At 32.1% G+C, this 25,517-nt stretch carries 20 protein-coding genes; 1 reads left to right on the plus strand and 19 read right to left on the minus strand.

From position 1 onward, the window contains the following. Window positions 1-15: 15 nt before the first annotated feature. The 8 genes from glnA to K7H06_RS13190 form a co-directional block, all read right to left on the minus strand. Window positions 16-1,350: a type I glutamate--ammonia ligase gene (gene glnA / locus K7H06_RS13155; RefSeq protein WP_223036506.1), complete on the minus strand. Its 1,335-nt coding sequence runs from the start codon at window positions 1,348-1,350 to the stop codon at window positions 16-18. A gap of 199 nt (window positions 1,351-1,549) precedes the next feature. After that, the gene (locus K7H06_RS13160) at window positions 1,550-2,911 is read right to left on the minus strand and encodes a sigma-54-dependent transcriptional regulator (RefSeq protein WP_223036507.1); all 1,362 of its coding nucleotides are present in this window, start codon (window positions 2,909-2,911) and stop codon (window positions 1,550-1,552) included. A 15-nt stretch (window positions 2,912-2,926) separates the two neighbouring features. Beyond that, on the minus strand, window positions 2,927-4,393 hold the full coding sequence (locus K7H06_RS13165; RefSeq protein WP_223036508.1) for a two-component system sensor histidine kinase NtrB: 1,467 nt from the start codon (window positions 4,391-4,393) through the stop codon (window positions 2,927-2,929). 188 nt (window positions 4,394-4,581) lie between these two features. Next, window positions 4,582-6,318, minus strand: coding sequence for an acyl-CoA dehydrogenase family protein (locus K7H06_RS13170; RefSeq protein ID WP_223036509.1), 1,737 nt, complete (start codon window positions 6,316-6,318; stop codon window positions 4,582-4,584). 112 nt (window positions 6,319-6,430) lie between these two features. Next, entirely contained in the window at window positions 6,431-7,612 is a 1,182-nt protein-coding gene (locus tag K7H06_RS13175) for an acetyl-CoA C-acyltransferase (RefSeq protein WP_223036510.1), read from the minus strand. 13 nt (window positions 7,613-7,625) lie between these two features. After that, window positions 7,626-9,965, minus strand: a complete 2,340-nt coding sequence (locus K7H06_RS13180) for a 3-hydroxyacyl-CoA dehydrogenase/enoyl-CoA hydratase family protein (RefSeq protein ID WP_223036511.1) — start codon at window positions 9,963-9,965, stop codon at window positions 7,626-7,628. Between the two features lie 43 nt (window positions 9,966-10,008). Beyond that, window positions 10,009-11,319, minus strand: coding sequence for an acetyl-CoA hydrolase/transferase family protein (locus tag K7H06_RS13185; protein WP_223036512.1), 1,311 nt, complete (start codon window positions 11,317-11,319; stop codon window positions 10,009-10,011). Between the two features lie 14 nt (window positions 11,320-11,333). Next, window positions 11,334-12,125 carry an enoyl-CoA hydratase/isomerase family protein gene (locus K7H06_RS13190; protein WP_223036513.1) on the minus strand — a complete coding sequence of 264 codons (792 nt, stop codon included), beginning with the start codon at window positions 12,123-12,125 and terminating at the stop codon, window positions 11,334-11,336. A 294-nt stretch (window positions 12,126-12,419) separates the two neighbouring features. Between K7H06_RS13190 and K7H06_RS13195 the strand changes: the two genes are divergently transcribed. After that, on the plus strand, window positions 12,420-13,961 hold the full coding sequence (locus tag K7H06_RS13195) for a glycosyl hydrolase family 18 protein (RefSeq protein ID WP_223036514.1): 1,542 nt from the start codon (window positions 12,420-12,422) through the stop codon (window positions 13,959-13,961). A gap of 75 nt (window positions 13,962-14,036) precedes the next feature. Here the strand turns inward: K7H06_RS13195 and K7H06_RS13200 are convergent, their stop codons facing one another. The 11 genes from K7H06_RS13200 to sdaAA form a co-directional block, all read right to left on the minus strand. Beyond that, a complete protein-coding gene (locus K7H06_RS13200) occupies window positions 14,037-14,162 on the minus strand; it encodes a hypothetical protein (protein WP_223036515.1) in 126 nt (41 codons plus the stop codon). Window position 14,163: 1 nt separating this feature from the next. After that, window positions 14,164-14,466, minus strand: coding sequence for an AtuA-related protein (locus K7H06_RS13205; RefSeq protein WP_343216786.1), 303 nt, complete (start codon window positions 14,464-14,466; stop codon window positions 14,164-14,166). 1 nt (window position 14,467) lies between these two features. After that, window positions 14,468-15,823: an acyclic terpene utilization AtuA family protein gene (locus K7H06_RS13210; RefSeq protein ID WP_223036516.1), complete on the minus strand. Its 1,356-nt coding sequence runs from the start codon at window positions 15,821-15,823 to the stop codon at window positions 14,468-14,470. Between the two features lie 77 nt (window positions 15,824-15,900). Then, window positions 15,901-17,199 carry a CitMHS family transporter gene (locus K7H06_RS13215; RefSeq protein WP_223036517.1) on the minus strand — a complete coding sequence of 433 codons (1,299 nt, stop codon included), beginning with the start codon at window positions 17,197-17,199 and terminating at the stop codon, window positions 15,901-15,903. 429 nt (window positions 17,200-17,628) lie between these two features. Next, window positions 17,629-18,960, minus strand: coding sequence for a sigma-54 interaction domain-containing protein (locus K7H06_RS13220; protein ID WP_246637528.1), 1,332 nt, complete (start codon window positions 18,958-18,960; stop codon window positions 17,629-17,631). A gap of 334 nt (window positions 18,961-19,294) precedes the next feature. Then, window positions 19,295-20,725 (minus strand): Asp-tRNA(Asn)/Glu-tRNA(Gln) amidotransferase subunit GatB, encoded by a 1,431-nt coding sequence (gene gatB, locus K7H06_RS13225; RefSeq protein WP_223036519.1) that lies wholly within the window; start codon window positions 20,723-20,725, stop codon window positions 19,295-19,297. Beyond that, window positions 20,726-22,201: an Asp-tRNA(Asn)/Glu-tRNA(Gln) amidotransferase subunit GatA gene (gene gatA, locus K7H06_RS13230; RefSeq protein WP_223036520.1), complete on the minus strand. Its 1,476-nt coding sequence runs from the start codon at window positions 22,199-22,201 to the stop codon at window positions 20,726-20,728. It abuts the gene before it with no gap. A gap of 10 nt (window positions 22,202-22,211) precedes the next feature. Continuing rightward, window positions 22,212-22,496: an Asp-tRNA(Asn)/Glu-tRNA(Gln) amidotransferase subunit GatC gene (gene gatC, locus K7H06_RS13235; protein ID WP_223036521.1), complete on the minus strand. Its 285-nt coding sequence runs from the start codon at window positions 22,494-22,496 to the stop codon at window positions 22,212-22,214. 217 nt (window positions 22,497-22,713) lie between these two features. Further along, window positions 22,714-23,076: a P-II family nitrogen regulator gene (locus K7H06_RS13240; protein ID WP_281426003.1), complete on the minus strand. Its 363-nt coding sequence runs from the start codon at window positions 23,074-23,076 to the stop codon at window positions 22,714-22,716. 13 nt (window positions 23,077-23,089) lie between these two features. Next, complete coding sequence (locus tag K7H06_RS13245; RefSeq protein ID WP_223036522.1) at window positions 23,090-24,343, minus strand: ammonium transporter; 1,254 nt, start codon at window positions 24,341-24,343, stop codon at window positions 23,090-23,092. A gap of 281 nt (window positions 24,344-24,624) precedes the next feature. Then, window positions 24,625-25,512, minus strand: coding sequence for an L-serine ammonia-lyase, iron-sulfur-dependent, subunit alpha (gene sdaAA / locus K7H06_RS13250; protein WP_223036523.1), 888 nt, complete (start codon window positions 25,510-25,512; stop codon window positions 24,625-24,627). Between the last annotated feature and the right edge of the window lie 5 nt (window positions 25,513-25,517).

Here is a 25,517-nt window from a genome sequence, read left to right on the forward strand (position 1 = left end):
GAGTTTAAACAATTTTTAAAATTTTCTCAAATATCTATCGAGCTCCCACTTAGAAACAGATTTTGAATACTCATACCACTCATAAAGGGCCGCATCTGTAAATTTTTCATATACATGGGCTCCAATAGCATCTTTTATCACTTCATCTTTAGATAACTCATTTACTGCTTCATAAAGATTTTCTGGAAGACTTGTTATTCCTTTTTCCTTCATCTCCACATCATCCATATGATAAACATTGCTCATGACAGGTGCCGGTGGATTGATTTTATTTTGAATACCATCTAGCCCTGCTTTTAAAATAGCTGCTAATGCTAAATAGGGATTGGCTGCTGGATCTGGATTTCTAAGCTCTATTCTTGTAGAATTCCCTCTTTTAGCAGGGATCCTTACTAATGGACTTCTGTTACTTGCTGACCATGCAATCAGTACTGGTGCTTCGTATCCTGGAACCAATCTTTTATACGAATTCACAGTAGGATTAGTAAGAGCTGCAAAACTTCTCGCATGCTTTATAATTCCTCCTAGATAATGATAAGCTGTTTTAGATAACTCCAACTCCCCTTCACCATCATAAAAAGCATTCTTTCCATCTAATGTTTCAAGGGACATATTAATATGCATTCCTGAACCATTGATCCCGAATTTAGGCTTTGGCATAAATGTAGCATGAAGTCCATGTCTTTGAGCAATAATTCTTACAGCCATCTTAAAGGTCATAATATTATCAGCAGCGGTTAGGGCATCTTCATATTTAAAATCGATTTCATGTTGACCTGGTGCTACTTCATGGTGAGAAGCTTCTATTTCAAATCCCATTTGCTTTAATGTAATGGTCATATCCTTTCTTGCATTTCCACCTAAATCTATTGGCGCTAAATCAAAATATCCAGCATTATCATGGGTTTCTAAGGATGGTTCTCCTCTCTCATCTGTATGAAACAAGAAAAATTCACATTCAGGTCCTACATTCATAGTATATCCCATATCATAGGCTTCTTTTAATACTTTCTTTAGTGTATTTCTTGGACATCCTTCAAAAGGAGTTCCATCTGCCTTGTATACATCACAGATCATTCTTGCCTCTTTTGCATGATTTGTCCAAGGGAATACTACAAAAGTAGATAAATCCGGTCTTAAGTACATATCTGATTCTTCAATTCTAACAAATCCATCAATAGATGAGCCATCAAACATAATCTCATTATTCAATGCTTTTTCTAATTGCTCAATAGTAATAGAAACATTCTTCATAACTCCCAAAATATCAGTAAACTGTAAATGAATAAACTCAAGTTCCAATTCTGTTGCCTTTTTTAATAATTCTTCTTTCGTATAGTTACACCCCATTTTAACTCCTCCTTAATTATTTATAGTATTTGAATTCCGTAAAAAAATAATAAAAAAAACGTCAACAAATAAAGGAATTTTAAATCCTATTTTGTTGGACGCCATTGCCCGTTAAACTATTTAATTGATTGAAAATATTATACAATATTTTTTTTATTTATGCAAGAATAAAATTTAATATAAATTCATAATAATTATTTTAATACTTATTTCCCTTATTGATCAATCCAAATTTTTTCAATTTATATTGGAGGGTTCTCCTTGATATACCAAGTTCCTTGGCAGTTTTTTCGCGATGTCCACTATTTCTCTCAAGTGCTTTTTCTATGATCTTAATTTCTTGAATTTCTAAAATACTCAACCTACTGCTACATTCAATGGAATTGATTACACTGTTTGCTTTTCTCCTAATTCTTAAAGGTATGTCTTCCTCCTCTAGTACATTTCCATTAGATAATGCCATAGCACTCTCTAAAGTATTTTCCAATTCACGAACATTTCCTGGCCAATCATAATCCATAAATATATTCCATACTTGAGATGAAATTCTTTCTATGTGTTTCCCCAACCGTTTATTTAGTTTTTTTACAAAATATAATATTAATTCCTCAATATCCTCTTTCCTATACCTTAGTGGTGGACATTCTATGGAAATAACATTTAGTCTATAATATAAATCTTCCCTAAATTTATTAGAACTAACTGCCTCTTCAAGATTAAGATTTGTAGCTGCTATAATTCTCCCTTCAAGTTCAATAATTTTAGAAGAACCAATTCTTTCGAATTTTTTATCCTGTAATACCGTTAAAAGTTTTGCTTGTAAATTATGATCTAAAGTTCCAATTTCATCAAGAAAAACAGTCCCTTTAGCAGCTAATTGAAATTTTCCTTGCTTCCTTTCATTGGCTCCAGTAAAAGCACCTTTTTCATGACCAAAAAGTTCACTTTCAATCAAATTTTGAGGTAATACAGCACAATTCACATGTACAAATGGCATTTTACTTCTATTACTTAACTCATGTATTTCTCTAGCTATAACTCCTTTTCCTGTGCCACTTTCTCCAGTTAATAATATGGTCGTATCTAAATCTTTTATTTTGTGTATCTTTCTTTTTATTTCAATCATTTCCTTACTACAGCCTACTAATTGACTTTTTTCTTTTTCATGATTGTCCATTTTATAAATAATACCATGTTTAACTTTAAAAGCTTCCTTGATCTTACATATTAAATCATTATTATCAAATGGCTTCGTTATATAATCATAAGCTCCAAATCGCATAGCTTCTACTGCATTATCAATAGTTCCAAAAGCAGTCATCATAATAACTATGATAGTTGAATTCATTTTCTTAATATCTTTTAATACATCCATACCAGTTTTTTTAGGCATTCTATTATCAATTATGGCTAAATCATATTTCTTTTTCTCTAGTTTAGTATAAACCTGCTCACCATTATAAGCAACATCCACCTCATAACCTTCACTCTTCAATTCTTCACGTATGACCCTAACAATATATTCTTCATCATCAGCAACTAATATTTTTTTCCTATTCATATACATACCCTCTTTCTAATAAGGTAAGTAAACTTTAAACTTTGTTCCCTTATCAACATTAGAATGAACAAATATCTTCCCCCCATGTTTTTCGATTACTCGCTTTACAATAGGAAGCCCAAGACCTGTCCCTCCACTTTTAGTACTATAGAACGGTTGAAAAATTTGGTCTATTTCTTTTTTTTCTATACCATTTCCATTATCTGATATTATCACTAATACTTTATTTTCATCCTCAAAATTATAGCTTTCAATCCTTATAACCCCTTCTATTTCAATAGCTTGAACAGCATTTAACAAAATATTTATAAATGCTTGTTGCAATTGAACATTATTGCCTTTAATGAGAGGTAAATTCTTTGAAAATTTCTTCTCTATATTTATATATTTGAATTCTTTATGAAATCTAATAACGTTGAAACACTTTTCCAATACCTCATTTATATTTAATAATGAATAGTTTTCTTCCTTCGTTATAAATGAATAGGATAGCATCTGTTCTATGGTTTCATTGATTCTATCTACTTCATATATAATTGGTTCTATAAATTCATTATATTTTAGTTGCTCTGATAATTTTTTCTCTAATATTCTCGCACATCCTCGAATACTCATAAGTGGATTTTTTATATCATGAGCAACACCTGCTGCTAATTCACCTAATACAGCAAATTGCTTTAATTGCTCTATTTCTCTTTCATAAATTTTCTGTTTTGTAACATCTGTTCCAATAACTACTACTCCTACTACTTGATCTTTATTATTGTTAATAGGTGAAATGGTGAGATTAATAATTTTTTTACCACCTACGGAACTTGAATAAATAGTTTCCTTAGCATAATAGCTTTTATTTCTATCAATCACATACCCTATTGATTTTTGTAATTTAATCTTTACTTCTTCATCCATAAAAAAGCTATAGTTTTTTCCTATAATATCCTTTAATTGCCACCCAAATACTTCACATGCTACTAGATTAGCTGTTGTGATATTTCCATTAAGATCCATACCTATAATAAAAGATCGAACGCTATTGAAAAGATTTTTCAAATAATTTCTTTCTTTGATTATTTCATTATCTAATAATACATTTTCATAGCTAACTTTTGTAACAAATTTTATGATAGCCAAATCCCTTTCTGTATAACTTTCATCTAAGGTACAACATATGAAAAAAACCTTATAATTTTCATGGGCACGTATAGGAGAAACAATCATATTAATTTTTCTATTATTTTCATTAAATTTAAAAATGATCCCATCTTCTATGATCTCTAATTCCCTTATTTTTTTTCGTAATAGATTCACTATTAATTTATTATTTATTTTTAAACAATTCATTTCACCATCAATTATAAATTTTCCACTCATTGTAAATGTAATAATCCCTAACCAGTCAACATGAATTGTTTTATCAATTTCTAAACGTTTCATTTTTTTTAGGGTATTCTCTACATTACAACTTACATCTGAATAGTGCAATTGTATTCCTCCTAGCAATAGTTTGAATTTTCTATCTTTTTTTATTTATACCTTATTCTATCAATAGCGTTTTATTCCTTTCATTTTTTTAACTTTTATCTAAAAAATAAACCCCTTGTTTTATAAGGAGTTTCATACAATCAATAAAATATATTATTTAAATCTATCAAATAATCTTTTTACTTTTCTTATTCTACACCTATCACAGATCCATTCATAACATATACACCATCTTGTATCTGCACAAATTCCTTCCAGAATTTTAAATCTTTTTCCTTATCTATAATAGGCTTTCTCAATGCCAATTCTTGTAAATATTTTTCTTGTAATTCAGTGTTTATTTGACTATTCATTTGGTTTAATGCGTAATTGTTAATATCTTTAATAAAATATCCGAATATTTGATCCGTTAATGCATCATCTACATTATGAAGGCTACAGCCTTCTAATACTAATTGTGCATATACAATCATTGTAAATATTTCACCTATGTTAAGCATATAATCCATATTTTTCACTAATTTTTCATCTGGAGCAGCTTTAGCCATCATTTCTTTAAATGTTTCTATTTGCTTTAAGAAAATCTTAACATTAGGGTTTTCTATTCCTTCATAAACTTTTTTATAATCTGGGAATTTAACCTTTCTTAATCCACCTATTCTTTGTTCAAATACATTTGAATCATCCTTTGCATCATTGCGTATTGGAACTTTAGGGTAATCTATATTACCAAAAAAGTAATTCTTGATGAATTTCATCACTAAAGCCATATTTACATGGGCTGTTCCCTCAAGTCTATGTAAATAATCCATAGTACTATAGGCATCAGATATATATGTCTCCGTTTCATATCCCTTAGCACATACAACATCCATAATCAGCCTTATTACATCTGAACCTTGGGTTGTAACCTTCATTTTTTGAATTGGATTAAATAATAGGTAACGTCTATCATTTTTTGACATTGACCTAAAGTAATCTAAGTTTCTTAAACAATAAAGTTTCATTGCATTTGCACGACAGAAAGCTTCAGATAGAAAAGCTTTAATATGGGGAAAATTAGTGACTTTCTTACCATAGATCACACGTCTATTTGTATGAGTAATTGCTTCCCAAAATGCATGAGCAGCTATACCAGATGCAGAAAATCCTAATTGAAATTTACCAATGTTTACTGTTGATAATCCATCTGCAAAAGCTTCATCTCCAACCTTCAAAATATCCTTATCTGTAAGAGGATACTCTATCATTTCATATTCCCCAACCCTTGCTTGACCTATTGATGGGGTTTCTATATCCTTTACATATTTATAGTTTCTATGTCTGCTATCTACTACCCAATAGGTCCACTCTCCCGTTTCAGCATTTTTACCTAAAGTAGTTACTTTAGGAGCAATTTGAGCATTTCCTATATAATATTTATTACCATTTGCAACATATTTTCCATCACCTATTGGTTTAATTGTGCATTCATTAGAATAAAGATCTGCTCCATGTTCCTTTTCAGACATACCAAAGGCAAATACGTGCCCCTCTTCAAGCTGCTTCGTTAACTCCTTTTTTTGTTCTTCATTATTCCCCATCCAAATAGGTCCAACACCTAGAACAGAAACCTGTAATGGATATTGATATGCTTCACCATAGAATCCTAAAATTTCACTCATTTCACAAATTCTTGATAAATCAAAACGAGAATCATTAGGACCATATCCCTTTGAAGTAAGCAATGTGGCAAAAATTTTATTTTCACCTTGATATTTGATCCAATCATCCTGCCATCTATAATCTCTATCATCCTGTCTTATTGATTGTAGTCCCTTTTCCTCGAAAAACTCCATGGTTTTCACCATTATATTATGGGTTTTTTCGTCGGCATGTTTCACATCATATTTATTTGGATTTAATAATACTGATTTTACTGACATATTATCCCCCCTATTTTTGTGCCCTTTCTATACTTAAGCTATTTGTAGCTTAAGTATAGAATTCCCTCCCGTGCATCTATTCAATGTCTCAGGGCTAATGGCACTTATAAAACTATTTTACAAGTTCAATTATAGCTGCTGCTCCCATACCTCCACCTATACACATACTTACAAGACCATATTTTCCATTCCTTCTCTTAAGTTCTGAAATAATTTTAACTGTAAGGAATGCCCCAGTACATCCTAATGGGTGTCCTAATGCAATAGCACCACCATTTACATTTGTTTTTTCAATATCTAAGCCCAATTCATTGATACAAGCAATAGATTGAGAAGCAAAAGCCTCATTTAACTCTATTAAATCTATATCATCCTTTTTTAGTCCAGTAATTTTCAAAACCTTTGGAATAGCTTCTATTGGTCCAACTCCCATAACTTCAGGAGCTACCCCTTTTACTGTAAATCCTTTAAATATAGCTAAGGGTTTTAACCTTAATTCTTTTGCCTTTTCTCTCGACATAATTACTACCGCTGCCGCCCCATCACTCATTTGTGAAGCATTTCCAGCTGTCACAGTACCTTTTGCTTTAAAAACAGGTCTAAGCTTTGTTAATCCTTCAAAAGTTGAATTTTTTCTAACACCCTCATCTTTATTAAAAATAAATGTTTCATTTTTTATTCTACCTGATTCACCCATGATAGGTCTAACAGCTTTTATAGGAATTATTTCTTCATCAAATTTACCTTCATCTTGGGCTTTAGCTGCTCTTTTATGACTTTCTACAGAAAATTTATCCTGCATCTCTCTTGTCACATTATACTTTAGGGCAACATTTTCTGCTGTTAGTCCCATAGCTATATAAGCTTCTGGATAGTTTTCCATAAGATATGGATTAGGAGCAATAATATTCCCACCCATTGGAACGATACTCATAGATTCAACACCACCAGCTATTACTACGTCTGATTGACCCGTCATAATACTATTTGCTGCTATAGCTATAGATTGCAATCCTGATGAACAAAATCTATTGATCGTCATACCAGGTACGCATTCTGGCAAACCAACTCTCTGACCAATAATTCTTGCTATATTAAAGCCTTGTTCTGCTTCTGGAAATGCACATCCCATTACAATATCATCTATATCCTCATTATTTAATTGTGGTACTTTTTCTAAAACTCCTTTAACAACTTGAGCAGCAATCTCATCTGGTCGAGTATATCTTAGACTTCCCTTTGGTGCTTTACCAATTGCAGAACGACCATAGGCTACTATAACTGCTTCTCTCATATAATCACCTCCATTAATTTCTTAAAGGCTTCCCTTTACGCAACATGTATTCCATTCTTTGTAAAGTTTTTTCTTCTCCACAAAGACTTACAAAAGCTTCCTTTTCTAGTTCAAGTATTTGTTCTTCAGCAACATTGATTCCAGCAGGAACTTCTCCACCAGTTATAACATGGGCAACTTTATTGGCAATATAAGCATCATACTTTGAAATAAAACCGCCTTTAAGCATAAAATCCACAAAATATTGTAATGAAGCTTTCCCACTAGTTCCTAATACAGGAACACCTTTTTTCTGTAATGGTCTAAAACCATTTTCAAAAAGATAAAGCACTGTATCCTTAGCTTCATCAATGAGATATTCCTTACTCATTACCATCCTATCAGATTTTCTTAAATAACCTTTTTTAATAGCATCAAATCCACTGCTTGATACTTTAGCTGTAGCAATATTTTCCCAAGCTTTTTTAACATGAGAAATCATTTCTCCATTCGTTGCTTTCCCTAAATTTTCTACACTACGAATCAATGATTCCTTAATTCCTCCTCCTGCTGGTACAAGTCCAACGCCAACCTCTACTAATCCCATATATGTTTCTGCATGAGCAGTTGCTATCTGTGAATGCATGGTAATCTCAGCTCCACCTCCTAATGTCATTCCATAAGGAGCAGCTACTACTGGTTTCTTACAATATTTTAACGCCATATTTGCCTTTTGAAATTTATCAACCATATCTTCTAATGCTTTCCAATTCTTATCAGTGGCTAATTTCCCTACAAGCATTAGGTTTGCACCTGCTGAGAAGTTCTTACCTTGATTCCCAATAATCAATCCATTATAATTTTTTTCTACTTCTTCTACAGCCAAATGCATCATATCCATTACTTCATCTGTTATTGTATTTCCTTTCGTTTTAAATTGCAGACATGCAACGCCCTCTCCAACATCAACCAAGGCAACATTCTTTTTTTCCTTTATAACTTTATTTTTAGAAGATGAAATCACTATATAAGGTGTCTCAAAATTATCCTCATCATAGAACTTATTATTTTTAGATTTTAATCTCTCTTCAATCCATGATGGGATCTTTTCTCCTTCCTCTTTCATTCTTTTAACTGATTTTTCAAATCCAATGGCATCCCAAATAGCAAATGGACCTAATTTCCAGTTAAATCCCCACATAATAGCATTATCGATTTCTTTATAATCATCAGCGATTTGTGGAACCTTTTCAGCACTATATAATAAAACATTCTTAATAACTTCCCAAAGGAATTTATTTTCCTCTTCTTCTCCAAAAACTACAGCTGCAAGCTTATTAGATTCTTTTTTTGCTTTTTCTACAGCTTCAATTTTTTCTTTACTCAATGGTACATATTCTTCCTTTTCTATATCCCAAACAAGTTTTTGTTTTCCCTGATCTGTCTTAATTTTTTTATAGAAACCTTTTTTTGTTTTATTTCCTAAATGTCCCTTATTGATTAAGTTCACTACAAATTCAGGAACAATAAATTTTGTTTTTTCAGCTTCGTCGCCTATATTATTAATAAAGTTCTCTGCAACATGATAAAAGATATCTATTCCTACCATATCTAAAGTACGAAAAGTAGCACTCTTTGGTCTAGCTATTATGGAACCTGTTAACTGATCCATCTTACTTATAGAATATCCATATTTATCCATGAGCTGGATTGCATTGACAATGGCATATGTTCCAATACGATTGGCAACAAAATTAGGAGTATCCTTTGCCCTTACAACACCTTTTCCCAATCTTTTCGTCCCAAATTCACTCATGAATTCAACGAGTCCTGGTAAAGTATCCTTCCCTGGAATAAGTTCAAACAAATGCATATACCGAGGAGGATTAAAAAAATGTGTCCCTAAAAAATGTTGTCTAAATTCTAATGGCATCTCTTCAACTATTTTATTTATTGATACACCTGAAGTATTTGTTGATACGATAGTACTTTCCTTACGATACTTATTTATTTCTTTCATAAAATTCTTTTTAATCTCTAAATTTTCAACGATCACTTCAATAATCCAGTCGCATTCTTTTAACAGATCCATATGGTCACTGAAGTTACCTATCTGGATCATTTCTCCTAGTTCCTTATCATATATTGCTTTATTTTTAGGGTTCGTAACTCTATCTTTTCCTGCTTTTGCAAAGCGATTTCTAACTTCTGGATTTTTTAAAGTCAATCCTTTAGCTTTCTCCTTTTCATTTAATTCTTTAGGGACAATATCTAAAAGACAAACTGGTATTCCAGCTCCAACTATGTGAGCAGCTATGCTTGCTCCCATAACTCCAGAACCAAGTACTGCCACTTTATTTATGTTGAAATTCATTAAATTTTCCTCTCTTTCTAGGCTAGATTTTTCAAAATTCTATTTATCCAACAATAATTCCAGCCTTCTTAGCTTGTTCAGTCAATTCTTCTCTATAGTCAGGATGGGCTATACTAATTAATTCTTTTGCACGATCAGGAATGCTTTTATTGTACAAATCAGCAACACCATATTCAGTAACTACAAATTGCACTTGTGATCTTGGAGTGGTAACAGCAGTTCCTAATGGCAATGAAAGTACTATTTTAGATTGAATTCCTTTTTTTGTTTTAGCTGTTGAAGCTAATGTGATAAATGACTTACCACCCTTTGATAACCCAGCCCCTTGAACAAAATCTAATTGTCCACCCGTACAACTATATTGATTAAAACCTACTGCTTCTGAAGCAACTTGACCTGTTAAATCCACCATCAAACAAGAATTTATTGAAATAAAATTATCATTTTTAGCTATCTCAATAGGATTATTTACTTTACTGATTGGTGCACAGTGAATCAATTCATTTTTATCTAAAAACTCATATAATTCCTTATTTCCTAATCCAAACCCGCATATAATCTTTCCTTGATTATGACTTTTATTCTTGCAGTTGATAACACCTTTTTTAGCTAGGTAAACCATTGAATCTGTAAGCATTTCCGTATGAACACCTAAATCCTTTTTATCTTCTAATCCATATCCAACAGCATTGGCAATACCCCCTAGACCAATTTGAATTGTTGATCCATCAGGAATCAGTGGTAGAATATGAGAAGCAATTTTCTTATCTATTTCTGAAACGGGTGGTTGAGGCAACTCTGGTATTGGATGATCTTTTTCACATATATAATTTACTTTACTTACATGAACCAGATTCTTTTCTCCATAAATATATGGTACATTTTTATTAACTTGAACAATAATCATATCTGCATCTTCAACTACCGTATCATTACAAAAAGTTCCTAAAGGACCATAGCTCATATATCCATTTTCATCAGGTTCTGAAACTTCTGCTAATAATACATTTGCTTTTACAATATTTTTCATGAACCAATCAATGTTAGAAAAATTAATAGATACAATATCAACATTTCCATAGGGAAACATTTTTCTTTCAACAGGGCCTAAAAAGAAAGTATGATAATTTAAATGCCCTTTATATGCAGGCTTTAAAAATTCAAAAGAATGCATTAATAAACCTGATGAAAGTTCTACATTTTCAAGTTCTTTATATCGTTTACAAAGTGCATTTACTAAATCCACAGGTGCACTACAAGTAGGCGATATCCATATTCTATCTTTAGATTTGATAGCTTTAGAAGCTTCTTCAAATGCAACAAGTTTACTTTTATATTCATTTTTCCAATCCATCATACATCCCCCTTTTATTTTCCTGTGAAATTAGGCTTTCTTTTCTCAGCAAAGGCTTTAATGCCTTCTTTAAAGTCTTCCGTATTTGCACATTGAATTTGATATTCTGTTTCATTATCAAGAATATTTTCAAATCCCTGAAATGATGTCCTATTTATAAGTGATTTCATATTTGCAAGTGCTACTGAAGGTAAATATGATAATTTATTTGCAAATTTTATAGTCTCTTCTTCTAATTTTTCAATAGGTACTACCTTATTTACTAATCCTAAAGACAATGCTTCTGAAGCTTTAACAGGCCTTCCTAACATTGCTAATTCAGTAGCTCTTGCAACACCTAACATTCGACAAAGCAAGAAAATCCCACCCGTATCAGGAACTAGGCCGATATTAACAAATGCTTGAATAAATTTCGTATTCTCTGCTGCAATTCGAAAATCACAAACTAAAGCCAAGTTAAATCCAGCCCCAGCTGCAGCTCCTTTTACTGAAGCGATTACGGGTTTTCTTAAATTTCTCACTTTTGTAGCAACGATTCCAACATTTCTAATTCCTGGGCCAAAGAATTCCATTATATCTCCTTCAACTGCCTTTCTCATTGCTGAAATATCTCCACCTGCACTAAAGGAATTCCCTTCACCAGATATGACGACTACCTTTACCTTTGAATCATCTGCACATTGATCTAATGCAACCATCAAATCCTCTAGCATTGGAGCATCTAATGCATTCAAGTTTTTAGGACTATTCAAAATGATAGAAGCAATGCCGTTTGATACAGAGTATTTGATTTTTTTAAACTCCATAAAACCTCCCCCTTCAATTTTCATAAATTAAACATCTACAATATGTAATCGCAAGAATAATGCCAATATCAAATCAGGTAAATAGCTAATTCCGAACGTATATTTTGTGCAAATATTGCACTTGAAGTGCAATATTTGCACAAAATATAATTTTAAAAAATTAAATCCAAAGAATAGAACCAGCTACTACATTTATAAAATTTTACATATTTTACTATATTTAAGAAGGGATTTTATCTATTTAAAAGAATTTAATAGATACATAACAATTTCAAACAAAAGGAGACAAGACATATGAAAAAACTACAATCTATTATTTTTATTTTTCTATTCTTCTTTTCTTGTATGTTTTCACAAGTACATGCACAAGAAGAGGTTTATGAAGAAATTACTAAAGGAGAATTTTTATCTACATTAGTAGATATGATGGGATGGCAGCTAGAGGTACACTCTCCAAAAACAATGTCAATGAGTGATTATGCAAAGATCGGCAATAAGCATGGCTTATCCATTGCTAATTCTGTAAATTTTAATGAACCCATTACAAAAGAAGAAGCAAGATTAATGTTTATAAGAAGTATGGGGTATGACCCTACCACAAGAAAAATCAATTTTTCAAATGATCCTTTTAAAAACATTCAAAATAATGATAACAGTCCTACGCAGAAAATAATACTAAAAATGTATCAAAAAATCTGTAATCCCATAGAAAAGCTCCATGGCTTCTATGCCATAAGATCTTACCCTCAAGTTGAAATGCTAAACTCTTTTAACTCAGTTGGCTTTGGGTGGAGTAGAGTAGAAGTCAATAATGAAAATATGGTTACATTAAGATTAGATAAAGGTAGTAGTTTTTGTCTTCCTTCTGGCTTTTCTGAGGTTGTAGACAAATCCTACGAAAATCATGTATCTCCAAATTTGATGGTATATGCATCACAATGCCACAAAGACAACGACGGCATAGGAATCATTGAGCATATCTTAAAAAATCAAAATGAAAAAGACAATCTTATCAAACAGATTGTCTCAAATACAAAACAAGTACAGAAAGAAAATGAGATAGGTAGCTTCGAAGGAGTCATCATTGATTTTGAAGATATAACCAAAGAAACATTAGCTCAACCCTTTAATGATTTTTTAAAAGCCTTGAAAAATGAACTTGATCAATACAATAAAAAACTATACGTAACCGTTTCACCAAAAAAATATTACAAAGGATATGATTATAAAACCATTGGAGAAATTGCAGATGGAGTCATATTAATGGCTCATGACTATTATCCAAGGAAAGCTAATGATTTAGTTATAGGTACTTCTGAAGAAGGATTGTCTCATATAGAAAGTCCTCTTACCCCTATAGACAATACCTATAATAAACAATTTGATATTTATAATGCTTTAAAAGATATTACTGATGAAAAAACAGGTGTTGTTAATAAGGATAAAATTTATCTTCAAATATCCTTTGATGCAATACAATGGAGAAAAGGGAAAAGCAATGCAGACACTAAAGTTTGGAAAGTACACCCCCCTTATGATGCCATCAAAAAAAGAATGCAAACAGACAGAAGCAATCTTGATTTTTTTATGTGGTATGATAAAAAATCTGAAAATCCATATTTTAATTATTATGATGAGGCAAAAGCTATTGAGAACATCGTATGGTATGAAGATACAAGAAGTGTCTTAGCAAAAATAAATTTAGGGAAGTTATTTGATATAAAGAATATTTCCATCTGGCGATTAGGAACCATTCCATCCTATTCAGAAACAGATAATGAATTTATGTATTTAGACACATGGCAAAAAATCATCAGTCAACATAAAGAAAAGTAAATTAAAAAAGGTATTCCTTTAAGGATTTTAAGGGAATACCTTTTTATCAATCAACACCATCTATATATTATACAATCATTTCTTTTCAAGAATCTCTTTTGCCAACTTTGGATTTACCTTTCCTTTATAAGCTTTTATGGTTTGTCCCATTAAAAACTTATTAGGTTTATCTATAAACACACCTGATATAAATATTTTCATTTTATATTTCTATTTCTAGCAACGCTGAACTAAGACTTTTACCATGTTTATCTATTGCTAGTGATCTTGTTACTCCACCACCAAGCGCTTTATCCATAACAAAGTTCAAAGCACCAATATTAGGAAGCTCATATCTTTTTACTTCACCGTGAACAATATCTTTAAACCATTCCTTCACTCGCTGGGCTGTCACTTTTTCTTCTATAATCTTATAATCTTCTTCATTATATACAATCAAAGATATATTAGAAATATTTCCTTTATCCCCAGTCCTAGAATGTGCAATTTCTCTTAATTTCATCATCCTACACCTCCTCATAAAATATTTCCATATTTATATGATCACGTGGTATAAATATGGAAGCAATAGAAACTATTTCTTTCACTGACTTCATTGCCCCACCGCCACCAGTAGGACCATTCGTGTATAATGCCTCTACTTCATTAGCAATTTTTAATGCATTATTTTTATCCTTTGTTCTTCCAGCTACTCTTAACCTTACTTCCTTACACTGAGATTTATCATCCAACATAGCATCGCTGATACAATCCTTGTATAAAGAATTTACACCTATATAATCAATTCTAAGCTCTTCTATATTTACATTGGTATATTCTAATCTTTTCTTAACAATCTCTCCTGCTAATTTAGCTTTTTCATAAGCACCGCTCCCGCCGTAACTTATCTCTCCTTCTCCAATAAAGCAGTCTTTATAACCGATACTAACCTTTAAGCTGTCTGTCTTTGGTCTTCCTGTCCCGCCTTTGACCAAAACCTTATCCTTATCTATTTGTTTCATAGTAATATTAGTATAATCAGCAATTCCATCAGGAGTAATATAAGTAGAAGGGTCATGGATTTCATATATTAATTGTTCTTTGCAAGTAGCAGTAGTAACAATCCCTCCAGATTCTTCTACCTTTGTTATAACCACATCTCCGTTCTCACTTATCTCTGCTATTGGAAATCCTAGCTTCCATACATCCGGTACATCCTTGTATCCTGGGTCTGCAAAGTATCCTCCAGTTATTTGTCCACCACATTCCAATAAATGTCCTACCATAATTCCTTTTCCAATGAGGTCGTAGTTTTCAGAATTCCATCCAAATTCATACATAATAGGGGCAAGGGCTAAAGATGGATCTGCAACACGTCCAGTAATAATAATATCAGCATCATTCTTTAATGCTTCTATGATACCATCTACACCTAAGTAGGCGTTTGCTGAAATAATTTTACCATCTAATACCTTTAATTTTTTATCTAGCTCTAGTACATCATAATCCATGTATTGATCAATAGAATCTGAAATATCATCTCCTAATACAGCAGCAATTTTCAATCCTTTAATTCCTTTATCCTCTGCTATTTTTCTTACAACTTTTGCTGCAGCATAAGGATTAGCAGCCCCCATATTTGTAATCACTTTTACTTTTTTCTCAACACATAACGGCACTACCTTTTCCATGCGATATTCTAACAATCCATTATATCCCTTATCTGGTTCTTTCAACTTTTGCTCTTGGGCAATAGCTATGGTTCTTTCAGCTAAACATTCAAATATAATATAATCTACATTCCCCTTTTCCATTATTTCTAAGGCTGGTTCTAATCGATCTCCTGCATATCCAGCACCTGAGCCAATGCGAATTGTCTTCATTGTATAACCTCCCTATAATATTTTTACAAATACCACCAGTATAACAGTATCCTTATTTAAAATTTAATGAATAAACTTTATGATAATTTTATAGCTCCAATAACAAACGCCACTACTAACATTACAATAGTCGTTGCAAAAGCATATGGAATAGTTTTCTTCTGATGCTCCCCTAGATCAACCCCTGTAAGACCTATAAGTAAGAAAGTAGATCCAGTAAGTGGACTAATAGGAAATCCTGTAGTCATTTGTCCTAATATAGCTGCTCTCCCCACATTAATCCCATCAATACCAAATCCACGAGCTGCTTCTGCAAGTACAGGCATCACACCGAAATAGAATGAATCTGGATCAAATAATAAGCTTGCTGGCATTGCAATAACACCCGTAATAATAGGTATGAATCTACCTAATGATTGAGGTATAATGGCTACTGTAACAGTGGCCATTTCTTTTATGATCCCAGAACCTTTCATAACACCGATGAATGCTCCAGCAGCAAATAATATACTTGCCATCATAAGAGCTGCTTTTGCATGAGCATCTACTCTAGCTCTTTGATCTTTTACATTAGGATAATTAATCGTTAATGAAATGGCAAAAGCGATCATAAATATTACTGCTGGTGGAAACTTACCCATAATAAGTAAGCCAATAGCTATAACAATCGTAGCAATATTTACTAAAAACAAATGAGGTCTAGCAAGCTTTGATTTTTCTTCATTCATTTCTCTGTTCACATTTATATTTTTATCATTAATATTTCCAATTCTTTCTTTTTCCTTTTTACCAAGACGATACGCCACAAATAATACAAATCCAATTCCTGCAATTACAGCTATTAATAAAGGATTGAATAATTCTGTAACAGATACTTCAAGTGCAGACGCTGCCCTTAGTGTAGGTCCTCCCCAAGGTAAAATATTCATAGTACCAGCAGATAATGCTGCAATAGTAGCTAATGTGGTTCTTTGCATGCCTAATGCATCATATAGTGGCAACATAGCAGGTATAGTTACTAAGAAGGTAACAGCTCCTGAGCCATCTAAGTGTACAAGCATTGCAAGTATTGCCGTACCGATTGCGATTTTTACTGGATCTTTTCCAACCACTTTAAGAATCTTATTAATGATTGGCTCAAAGGTCCCTGCATCTGTTAAAATACCGAAAAATAAAATAGCAAAAATAAACATAGTTCCAGTGGGTGCTATGGATTTAATTCCATCTATAATAAATTTACCAACTTCACCACCAAAACCCCCTACAAACGCCGTTATCGTAGGAACAACTATCAATGCTACTACTGGGGATGCCTTTTTAGACATAATAAGTACTAATAAGACAATAATCGTAAGAAAACCAAGTAATGCTAACATAAAATACGCCTCCTTTAAATGATATATTTTGATTACATCATCATTATTTAGCAAAACACATGCCAAAATATACTACTTACAATTTTTTTAAGTACTTATAGCTTTTAAGGTTTGTAAATATTCATATTTCAAAGATAAAGATAAAATATTATTTTAAAACTTTACTCAAATATTAGCTTTTAAAACAAATAAATAATCATTAAAAAATAAACAATTTCTTATTTGCTAGAAATATACTCCTATGATTTATCCATAAAACAAAAAATAGGAATCAATTTTTACTAAATATAGGGGGATTTTCATTGACCTCAAGCTTAGACATATGCCCTAAAAATAAAATCTACTAAACTTAGCTTATTATCATTTCTAAAATGTTAGAAATAACAAAAGCAATTTCTAATATTTTAGAAATCGCTTTAAAATCATCTCTTATTTTAATTTATTGTAAAGGGTAGCTAAAGATATGCCCAAATCTTCAGCAGCTTTTTTCTTACCTTCTACTGTATTCCCATAAGTCAAGAGTGCTTTTTTTATTTCGAGAATTTCCGTTTCTCTTATTACCTGTTCTAAGGTTTTTAGCTTTACAAGATTTTTCCTTATGGCTTCTACTTGAATAATTTTAGGTAAATGATCTGCTTTAATCATATAATCATCTGTCATATTGGCAGCAAATTCAATCGTATTTTTAAGTTCTCTTATGTTTCCAGGCCATTCATAATTATACAAAATATTTAATACATCTTCAGAAATATCTAAATGACTCTTCATTTTATTAGCCATTTCATTGATAAAATGCTCTATCAGAGGTTTTATATCTTCTTTTCTATCTCGTAGTGAAAGAATGTTTATAGGGAATATGGCAATTCTATAGTATAGATCTTTTCTAAATTTCTTTTCCTCTATCATCGTTTCAAGGCTTTTGTTTGTAGCTGCGATAATTCTAACATCTACAGGTATTTCAGTAATTCCCCCTATACGCCTGATTGTATGCTCTTGAAGAGTTCTTAACAACTTTGCTTGAAGTCCATAATTCATTTCAGAAATTTCATCTAAAAATAAGGTTCCTCCATTTGCTACTTCAAAAAGCCCTATCTTACCGCCTTTTTTTGCCCCTGTAAAAGCCCCTTCTTCATATCCAAAAAGCTCACTCTCCAGTAGATGCCCTTCAAACGTAGCACAGTTCACAGCAATAAAAGGACCATTTTCTCTTTCACTAGCATTATGAATAGCATGGGCATAAAGTTCCTTTCCGGTTCCACTATCTCCAGTAACCAGTACATTAGTACCTTTCTTTGCTATTTTTTTTGCTAGATCTTTTGTAGCAAGTGATTGTTTATCTATACTTATAATATCCTCAAAGCTATATTTTGTTGTTTTCATATGTTTTTTAAGCTTTTTTATCATCATATTGGATTGATTTAATTCTTTTGTCAATTTATAAACATCATTTATTTCATTTAATATAGATATTCCTCCAATAATTTCATTATTCTCTATGATAGGAACCATATTCACCATATACTCTACATTTCCAACTTTCCTAGGGATTCTTAAAAGTTGTTTACCGCTCTTTATTACATAAGGAAGTCTAGCTCCTGGTCTAATTTCAACAACAGATTTTCCTACAATATCCTGACTCTTTACCTTGGTTATTCTCGTATAGGCAGGATTAATATACTTTACAATCATATCTTGATCTGCTATGAGAACCCCATCATATAGGGAATCTAATATTACTCTTACCCAGCTATTTATTTGCATATATTTCACTCCAATATCATAAAAATTAGTAAATCAAAGGCAATGATTTATTAAGTATTGATTTTACTAAATCCTTTTAAATATGAAAATCCTCTCAAATCTGGTATTATAAAATATCTAAACAAAATAATTCAAATATCGGACGTCATTTTCATGATTAGTTTATAATCATCAGGGATAAATTTCAATAATAAATTAAAAATTAATTTTAAGGATAATAATCTTAGTAGCTACCTTTTTATCAAAATCTATTTTGAGACATACTCAAACAAATAATAAAGTAGGGAAACTATTTTTATAGCTTCCCCCTTATGAAACCACATATGCTCTAAACCTATAATGCTCTTAGCTTATTTTCAAGAATCTCTTTTGCCAGCTTTGGATTTACCTTTCCTTTAGAAACTTTCATGGTTTGTCCCATTAAAAATCCTACTGCTTGCTTTTTTCCATTTTTAAAATCCTCTACCGCTTGAGGGTTTTTAGAAAGGATCTCCACAATTATTTTCTCAATCGTGTCTGTCTCACTGATTTGACTTAAACCCTTTTCTTCAATTATTTTATCAGGATTTTTATCCGTAGCAATCAGCTCTTTAAATACTTCCTTCCCTGCTGTACGACTTATTTTTCCTTCATCGATAATTTTTATCAAATCTGCCAAATATCTTGATTTCACGGGTATGGTTTCATTTTCATCTTTTAATGCTCTTAAAAGATCTACAAGTATCCAATTTGCAGCATCCTTTGCATTTGCACCAAAGGATAGCACTTCCTCAAAATAGTTTGCAAGTATTTTACTTCCTATAAGAATATCAATTTCCTTTTCAGTAAGTTTATATTCTTGTAAAAATCTTTCTTTCTTCTTACTTGGAAGTTCTGGTAGATTTTTTTTAATCTCTTCTATTTTTTCTTTTTCAATCACTATAGGCACTAAATCTGGTTCAGGAAAATATCTATAATCATGGGCATCTTCCTTGGAACGCATAGGAACAGTTCTACCTTTTTTACTATCCCATTTTCTTGTTTCTTGCTTTATTTTATGTCCTTCTCCAAAGGTATATAATTCAGTTTGTCTTTTTTCTTCCTTTTGAAGAGCCCTTAATATTTCTCTAAAAGAATTCATATTTTTAATTTCTACCTTTGTATTAAAGCTTTCCTGACCTACTTCTCGAATAGATATATTTGCATCGCATCTTAAAGAACCTTGCTCCATTTTACAATCTGATACTTCTGCATATTCTAAGATTCCTTTTAATGTCTTTAAAAATTCTACAGCCTCTTTTGGGGAACGCATATCTGGCTCCGATACGATTTCAATAAGGGGAACTCCCGCTCTATTGTAATCTACTAAAGTAATAGGTTCATCTTCAAGGTGAATCAGTTTTCCAGCGTCCTCTTCTAAGTGAATTCTTGTAAGATTGATTCTTTTATCCACTCCATCTAATTGAATATCTACATATCCCTTTGTACAAATAGGTAAATCAAATTGAGAAATCTGATAAGCTTTTGGAAGGTCTGGGTAAAAATAATTTTTTCTGTCAAACTTATTGATCATATTGATCTCACAGTCTAATGCCTTTCCTGCTTTGATTGCCAAGTTTACAACCTCTTCATTTAAAACAGGCAAAGTCCCAGGAAGTCCTGTACAGATAGGGCAAGTATTCTCATTCGGTTCTTTTCCAAATTCCGTTGAACAAGAACAAAATATTTTTGATTTAGTAGCTAATTCTACATGTATTTCAAGTCCTATAATGGTCTCAAAAGCCATTTATTCTCCCTCCTTCATTACTGGAACTTCTTTGTAAATTCCTAAAGCTTGTTCAAGAGCAAATGCTACTTGTAATAATTTCTTTTCTGTATAATGATCTCCTATAAATTGAACACCTATAGGAAGTTTAGACCTACTAAATCCACAAGGGATAGATATAGCAGGTACTCCTACAATATTCATATTTACTGTATAGATATCTGATAGATACATCTGTAGAGGATTTTTGCTTTTCTCTCCAATATTAAAAGGGAGTATAGAAGAGATAGGGCTAAGAATTACGTCATATTTTTCAAAGGCTTCTTTAAATATATTGCTTATTTTCTTTCTAAATAACATAGCTTTTTTATAATAAGCATCATAGTATCCAGATGATAAAACAAAGGTGCCTAGCATAATCCTTCTTTTCACTTCTTCTCCAAAACCTTCACTTCTAGAATTAATCATCAGTTCATCTATTGTTTGAAATTTTTCTGTTCTATATCCATATCTCACTCCATCATATCTTGCAAGATTTGAACTTGCCTCAGCTGAAGATATAATATAATAAGCAGAAAGTCCAGTATCTGTAATAGGTAGTGAAAATTCTTCTATAATAGCACCTAAATCTTCTAAATGTTTCATTGTCTTTTTCATATGCTCATGAATTTCTTTATCTAATCCCTCCCCTAAAAATTCCTTTGGTACACCTATTTTTAGCCCCTTTATCCCCTTATCTAAATGGGATAAATAATCATTTTCTATTTTCTTTTGTACAATAGTGCCATCTAATGGATCATTTCCAACAAGTACACTAAGACTAATTGCTGCATCCCTTACCGTTTTCGTAAAGGGACCTATTTGGTCTAATGAAGATGCAAAAGCAATAAGTCCATACCTTGAAACCAATCCATAAGTAGGCTTTAATCCAACATTTCCACAAAATGCTGCTGGCTGTCTGATAGAACCACCCGTATCTGAACCAATTGTAAGGGGGGCAAAGCCTGCTGAAAGAGCTGCTGCTGATCCTCCAGAAGACCCTCCTGGAACTTTTCTTAGATCCCAAGGATTTTTTGTGATTTTAAAAGCTGAATTTTCTGTAGAAGAACCCATTGCAAATTCATCCATATTTGTCTTTCCTAGTATAATAGCTCCTGCATCCTTTAATTTTTTTACAACAGTTGCATCGTAGGGAGGGATAAAATGTTGAAGCATTTTCGATGCACAAGTTGTTTTTATTCCTCTTGTACAAATATTATCCTTTATCGCAATAGGAATCCCTCCCAAAATTCCTAATATTTCACCTCTTTTTATCCTCTCATCCATCTCTTTTGCTTCTTTTAAAGCACTTTCCTCACAAAGATGAATAAACGCATTCATTTGTCCATCTAATTTTTTTATTCTATCTATATAAGATTTTACAATCTCTGTTACTGTAAACTTCTTTTCTTGATAACCTTGCTTAATTTCTTCTATGGTCATATGTTCTATATGCATACTCTCACTCCTATTCTATTACCTTTGGAACTACCATATAGTTTTCTTTCATTTCCTTTACATTTTGGAATAATTCTTTCTTTTCTTCAAAGACTTCCATTTCATCTTTTCTTAATACGGATTTTTCCGCTTCAAAAGTATTCAATGAAACCTCTACCAAATCTTCTCCATCCATATTTTCAAGATGGGTTAATATTTTTTCAAACTCCTCTACAAAAGTTGCGGCTTCTGTGTCTGTAAATTTTAATTTAGCAAGCTTTGCAATATGATTAATGGTTTCTGTATTTACTTTCATATTTTTTCTCCCTCTATAAATTTAATTTTTATTAAAAATACTCCGAAAACTCTTGTCTCTTCTTCAACATTCTCCTATTCCTATATTTGGGTAATACTATTCTCTATCACCAATTGTACCACACCTGTTTCATCTCTTATAAAAGCTAACTTAAATTTACTAAAACTTTCTATACAAAAAACCTTTCATCCCCCATAGAGGGACAAAAGGTTATATGTTACTCTTTATTATTTAATGCAACCTTGCCTTCATCACCATTTCTAATTCGAATCACATTGGAAACATCATAAATGAATATCTTCCCATCTCCTACATTACCCGTTCTTAGTACTTTTTTTGCAGTTTCTACTACTAAATCAACAGGCACTTCACAAACAACTGTTTCTACCTTTATTTTAGGAAGTAATTGATCTATATATTCAACTCCTCTATAATTATGTGTCATACCCTTTTGAATTCCACATCCTAAAACATGGGTTACCGTCATACCCTTAACCCCAATAGTATTTAAAGCTTCTTTTAATTCCTCAAATTTTCTAGTCCTTGTGATAATCTCAATTTTTGTAATTTTTTCATCCATTTAAAACCCTCCCCTATGAGTTGATTTCAATTCCTCTTCTTTTAAAATCCACATAGCTTTCAAGTTCAAGTCCATGCTCTTCAATATCTAATCCTATATGCTCTTCTTCCGCAGTTACTCTTAACCCAATCGTTAAATCTATTCCTTTGAATAATATGAAACTTGTCCCTAAAGTCCAAAGAGCTACTGCACCTACCCCTAATATTTGAACCTTTAAAAGTCCTATGCCACCACCATAGAAAAGTCCTCCATCTATAGCAAACAATCCTACTAATATGGTTCCAATTGAACCGCATAATCCATGTACCCCTACTGCTCCTACTGGATCATCAATTTTCAAAACCTTATCAATAAACTCAATACCAAAGATAATCACAAAACCAGCTACAATACCTATCGCCAAAGATCCAAAAGGGCTGACAATATCTGTTCCTGCAGTAATTGCAACCAATCCTCCTAAAGCTCCATTTAAGGTCATACTTACATCAGGTTTTTTATACTTTACCCATGTAATAATCATTGTAGTCAATGCCCCCATAGAAGCTGCTAAATTAGTTGTGATGAATATATGAGCTATACTATCTGTATCCATTCCAGATAAAGTTGAACCAGGATTAAATCCAAACCACCCAAACCATAATATAAATACACCTAGTGCCCCAAGGGTAATACTATGACCAGGGATAGCATGAATTTCACCATTTTTACTATACTTTCCTATTCTAGGTCCTATAATCCATGCCCCCATTAATGCTGCCCATCCCCCTAAGGAGTGTACCACTGTTGATCCAGCAAAATCATGAAATCCTAAAGCTGATAACCAACCTCCACCCCATATCCAATGTCCTACAATAGGATAGATGATGGCACTAATGACAAAACTATATAGTAAATACGAAATAAACTTTGTTCTTTCTGCCATAGATCCTGAAACAATGGTTGCTGCAGTAGCACAAAATACTGTTTGAAAAATAATAAAAGCTTCCTTTGGAATACCTAAGCCAAGATGTTCAAAAGTCCCTGTTGAAAATAAATGAATTTGTCCTATAAAGCCACCTATATCCTTTCCAAACATCATACTAAATCCTAATATAAAGAAAATTAATGATCCTACTGAAAAGTCCATCAAATTTTTCATAATAATATTTCCAGCATTTTTCGCCCTTGTAAATCCAGTCTCCACCATAGCAAAACCAGCTTGCATGAAAAACACCAACGCAGTAGCGATTAAAACCCATATTGTATCAATTGCAGTTATAAATTCCATCATCATTCTCCTCTCTAAATTTTTTATTTACATGCCAGCTGTACATGATTGATGCAAAGTTTATATAAACTAAAAAGGCGTCTTCAACTAAGAGAAATCACATTCTCTCAATTAAAGACGCCTTTGCCTTTGACTTGATTCATTTTTAATATAGATATGATTATAATATATAACCTATTGTTTTGCAACACTTTTTTTTATTTTCTGATAATATTTTTTCCCTATTGTTTTCCTTCATTGATTCTATCCCATGTTCTTTTCCTTTTCATTTTTTAAAAATTTTATTTTTTGTTATTAAAAATTTCTTTAGCAAGTTTCCTTCCTGTAGGTGTATCTGCTAAGCCTCCCAAAGCCGTTTCCCTTAATGTCTCTGGTAAAGACTTTCCAACTTTATACATAGCTTCCACTACCTCATCAAATGGAATAACACTTTTTATACCCGCTAATGCCATATCTGCAGATATGAGAGCATTAGCAGTACCTATAGCATTTCTCTTGACACATGGACATTCCACAAGTCCAGCTATAGGATCACAAACTAATCCTAAAATATTTTTCATGGTCATAGCTGCACCATGTAATACTTCTTCAACTGTTCCACCTAGTAATTCTACTACTGCACCAGCTGCCATAGCAGCTGCAGCTCCTGTTTCTGCTTGACATCCACCTTCTGCTCCCGATACTGTAGCATTTTTAGCTATAATTAGCCCTATAGCAGAAGCTGTGAACAAACCTTTTACTAATTCATCTTCACAAAGATTAAAATCTTCCCCTACACTAATCAAAACTCCCGGTAAGATTCCACAAGATCCTGCTGTAGGTGCTGCAACAACTTGTCCCATTGAAGCATTTACTTCTACAACTGCCATAGCACTAGCAACTGCTTTCATCATTTTACTTCCTGAAACAGTGTTATTTTTTTTATATCTATTGTCTAGTAGCTTTGCATCCCCACCAACTAATCCACTTACAGATTTTATATCTTCCTTAAGACCTTTTATAATAGCACTTTTCATGACTTTTAAATTTTCTTTCATCATTTCTAATATTTTTTCTTGATTTTCACCAGAATTCTTAGATTCTCTACACAACATAATTTCCCATATTTTTTTATTATGCTTGTGACAAAGTTCTATTAATTCATTTCCACAATTAAAATTATATGACATGATTC

It is taken from the genome of Crassaminicella profunda, assembly GCF_019884785.1.
Taxonomy (GTDB): Bacteria; Bacillota; Clostridia; order Peptostreptococcales; family Thermotaleaceae; genus Crassaminicella; species Crassaminicella profunda.

What these genes read in the sequence shown, in the direction of transcription:
- sdaAA (WP_223036523.1), bottom strand. Translation starts at nt 25,512, where the DNA reads ATGTCATATAATTTTAATTGTGGAAATGAATTAATAGAACTTTGTCAC.
- K7H06_RS13210 (WP_223036516.1), bottom strand. Translation starts at nt 15,823, where the DNA reads ATGAAGACAATTCGCATTGGCTCAGGTGCTGGATATGCAGGAGATCGA.
- K7H06_RS13205 (WP_343216786.1), bottom strand. Translation starts at nt 14,466, where the DNA reads ATGATGAAATTAAGAGAAATTGCACATTCTAGGACTGGGGATAAAGGA.
- K7H06_RS13190 (WP_223036513.1), bottom strand. Translation starts at nt 12,125, where the DNA reads ATGGAGTTTAAAAAAATCAAATACTCTGTATCAAACGGCATTGCTTCT.
- K7H06_RS13200 (WP_223036515.1), bottom strand. Translation starts at nt 14,162, where the DNA reads ATGAAAATATTTATATCAGGTGTGTTTATAGATAAACCTAATAAGTTT.
- gatA (WP_223036520.1), bottom strand. Translation starts at nt 22,201, where the DNA reads ATGCATATAGAACATATGACCATAGAAGAAATTAAGCAAGGTTATCAA.
- K7H06_RS13180 (WP_223036511.1), bottom strand. Translation starts at nt 9,965, where the DNA reads ATGAATTTCAACATAAATAAAGTGGCAGTACTTGGTTCTGGAGTTATG.
- K7H06_RS13175 (WP_223036510.1), bottom strand. Translation starts at nt 7,612, where the DNA reads ATGAGAGAAGCAGTTATAGTAGCCTATGGTCGTTCTGCAATTGGTAAA.
- K7H06_RS13170 (WP_223036509.1), bottom strand. Translation starts at nt 6,318, where the DNA reads ATGTCAGTAAAATCAGTATTATTAAATCCAAATAAATATGATGTGAAA.
- gatC (WP_223036521.1), bottom strand. Translation starts at nt 22,496, where the DNA reads ATGAAAGTAAATACAGAAACCATTAATCATATTGCAAAGCTTGCTAAA.
- K7H06_RS13160 (WP_223036507.1), bottom strand. Translation starts at nt 2,911, where the DNA reads ATGAATAGGAAAAAAATATTAGTTGCTGATGATGAAGAATATATTGTT.
- K7H06_RS13185 (WP_223036512.1), bottom strand. Translation starts at nt 11,319, where the DNA reads ATGGATTGGAAAAATGAATATAAAAGTAAACTTGTTGCATTTGAAGAA.
- K7H06_RS13220 (WP_246637528.1), bottom strand. Translation starts at nt 18,960, where the DNA reads ATGCAAATAAATAGCTGGGTAAGAGTAATATTAGATTCCCTATATGAT.
- glnA (WP_223036506.1), bottom strand. Translation starts at nt 1,350, where the DNA reads ATGGGGTGTAACTATACGAAAGAAGAATTATTAAAAAAGGCAACAGAA.
- K7H06_RS13195 (WP_223036514.1), top strand. Translation starts at nt 12,420, where the DNA reads ATGAAAAAACTACAATCTATTATTTTTATTTTTCTATTCTTCTTTTCT.
- K7H06_RS13215 (WP_223036517.1), bottom strand. Translation starts at nt 17,199, where the DNA reads ATGTTAGCATTACTTGGTTTTCTTACGATTATTGTCTTATTAGTACTT.
- gatB (WP_223036519.1), bottom strand. Translation starts at nt 20,725, where the DNA reads ATGGCTTTTGAGACCATTATAGGACTTGAAATACATGTAGAATTAGCT.
- K7H06_RS13245 (WP_223036522.1), bottom strand. Translation starts at nt 24,343, where the DNA reads ATGGAATTTATAACTGCAATTGATACAATATGGGTTTTAATCGCTACT.
- K7H06_RS13240 (WP_281426003.1), bottom strand. Translation starts at nt 23,076, where the DNA reads ATGGATGAAAAAATTACAAAAATTGAGATTATCACAAGGACTAGAAAA.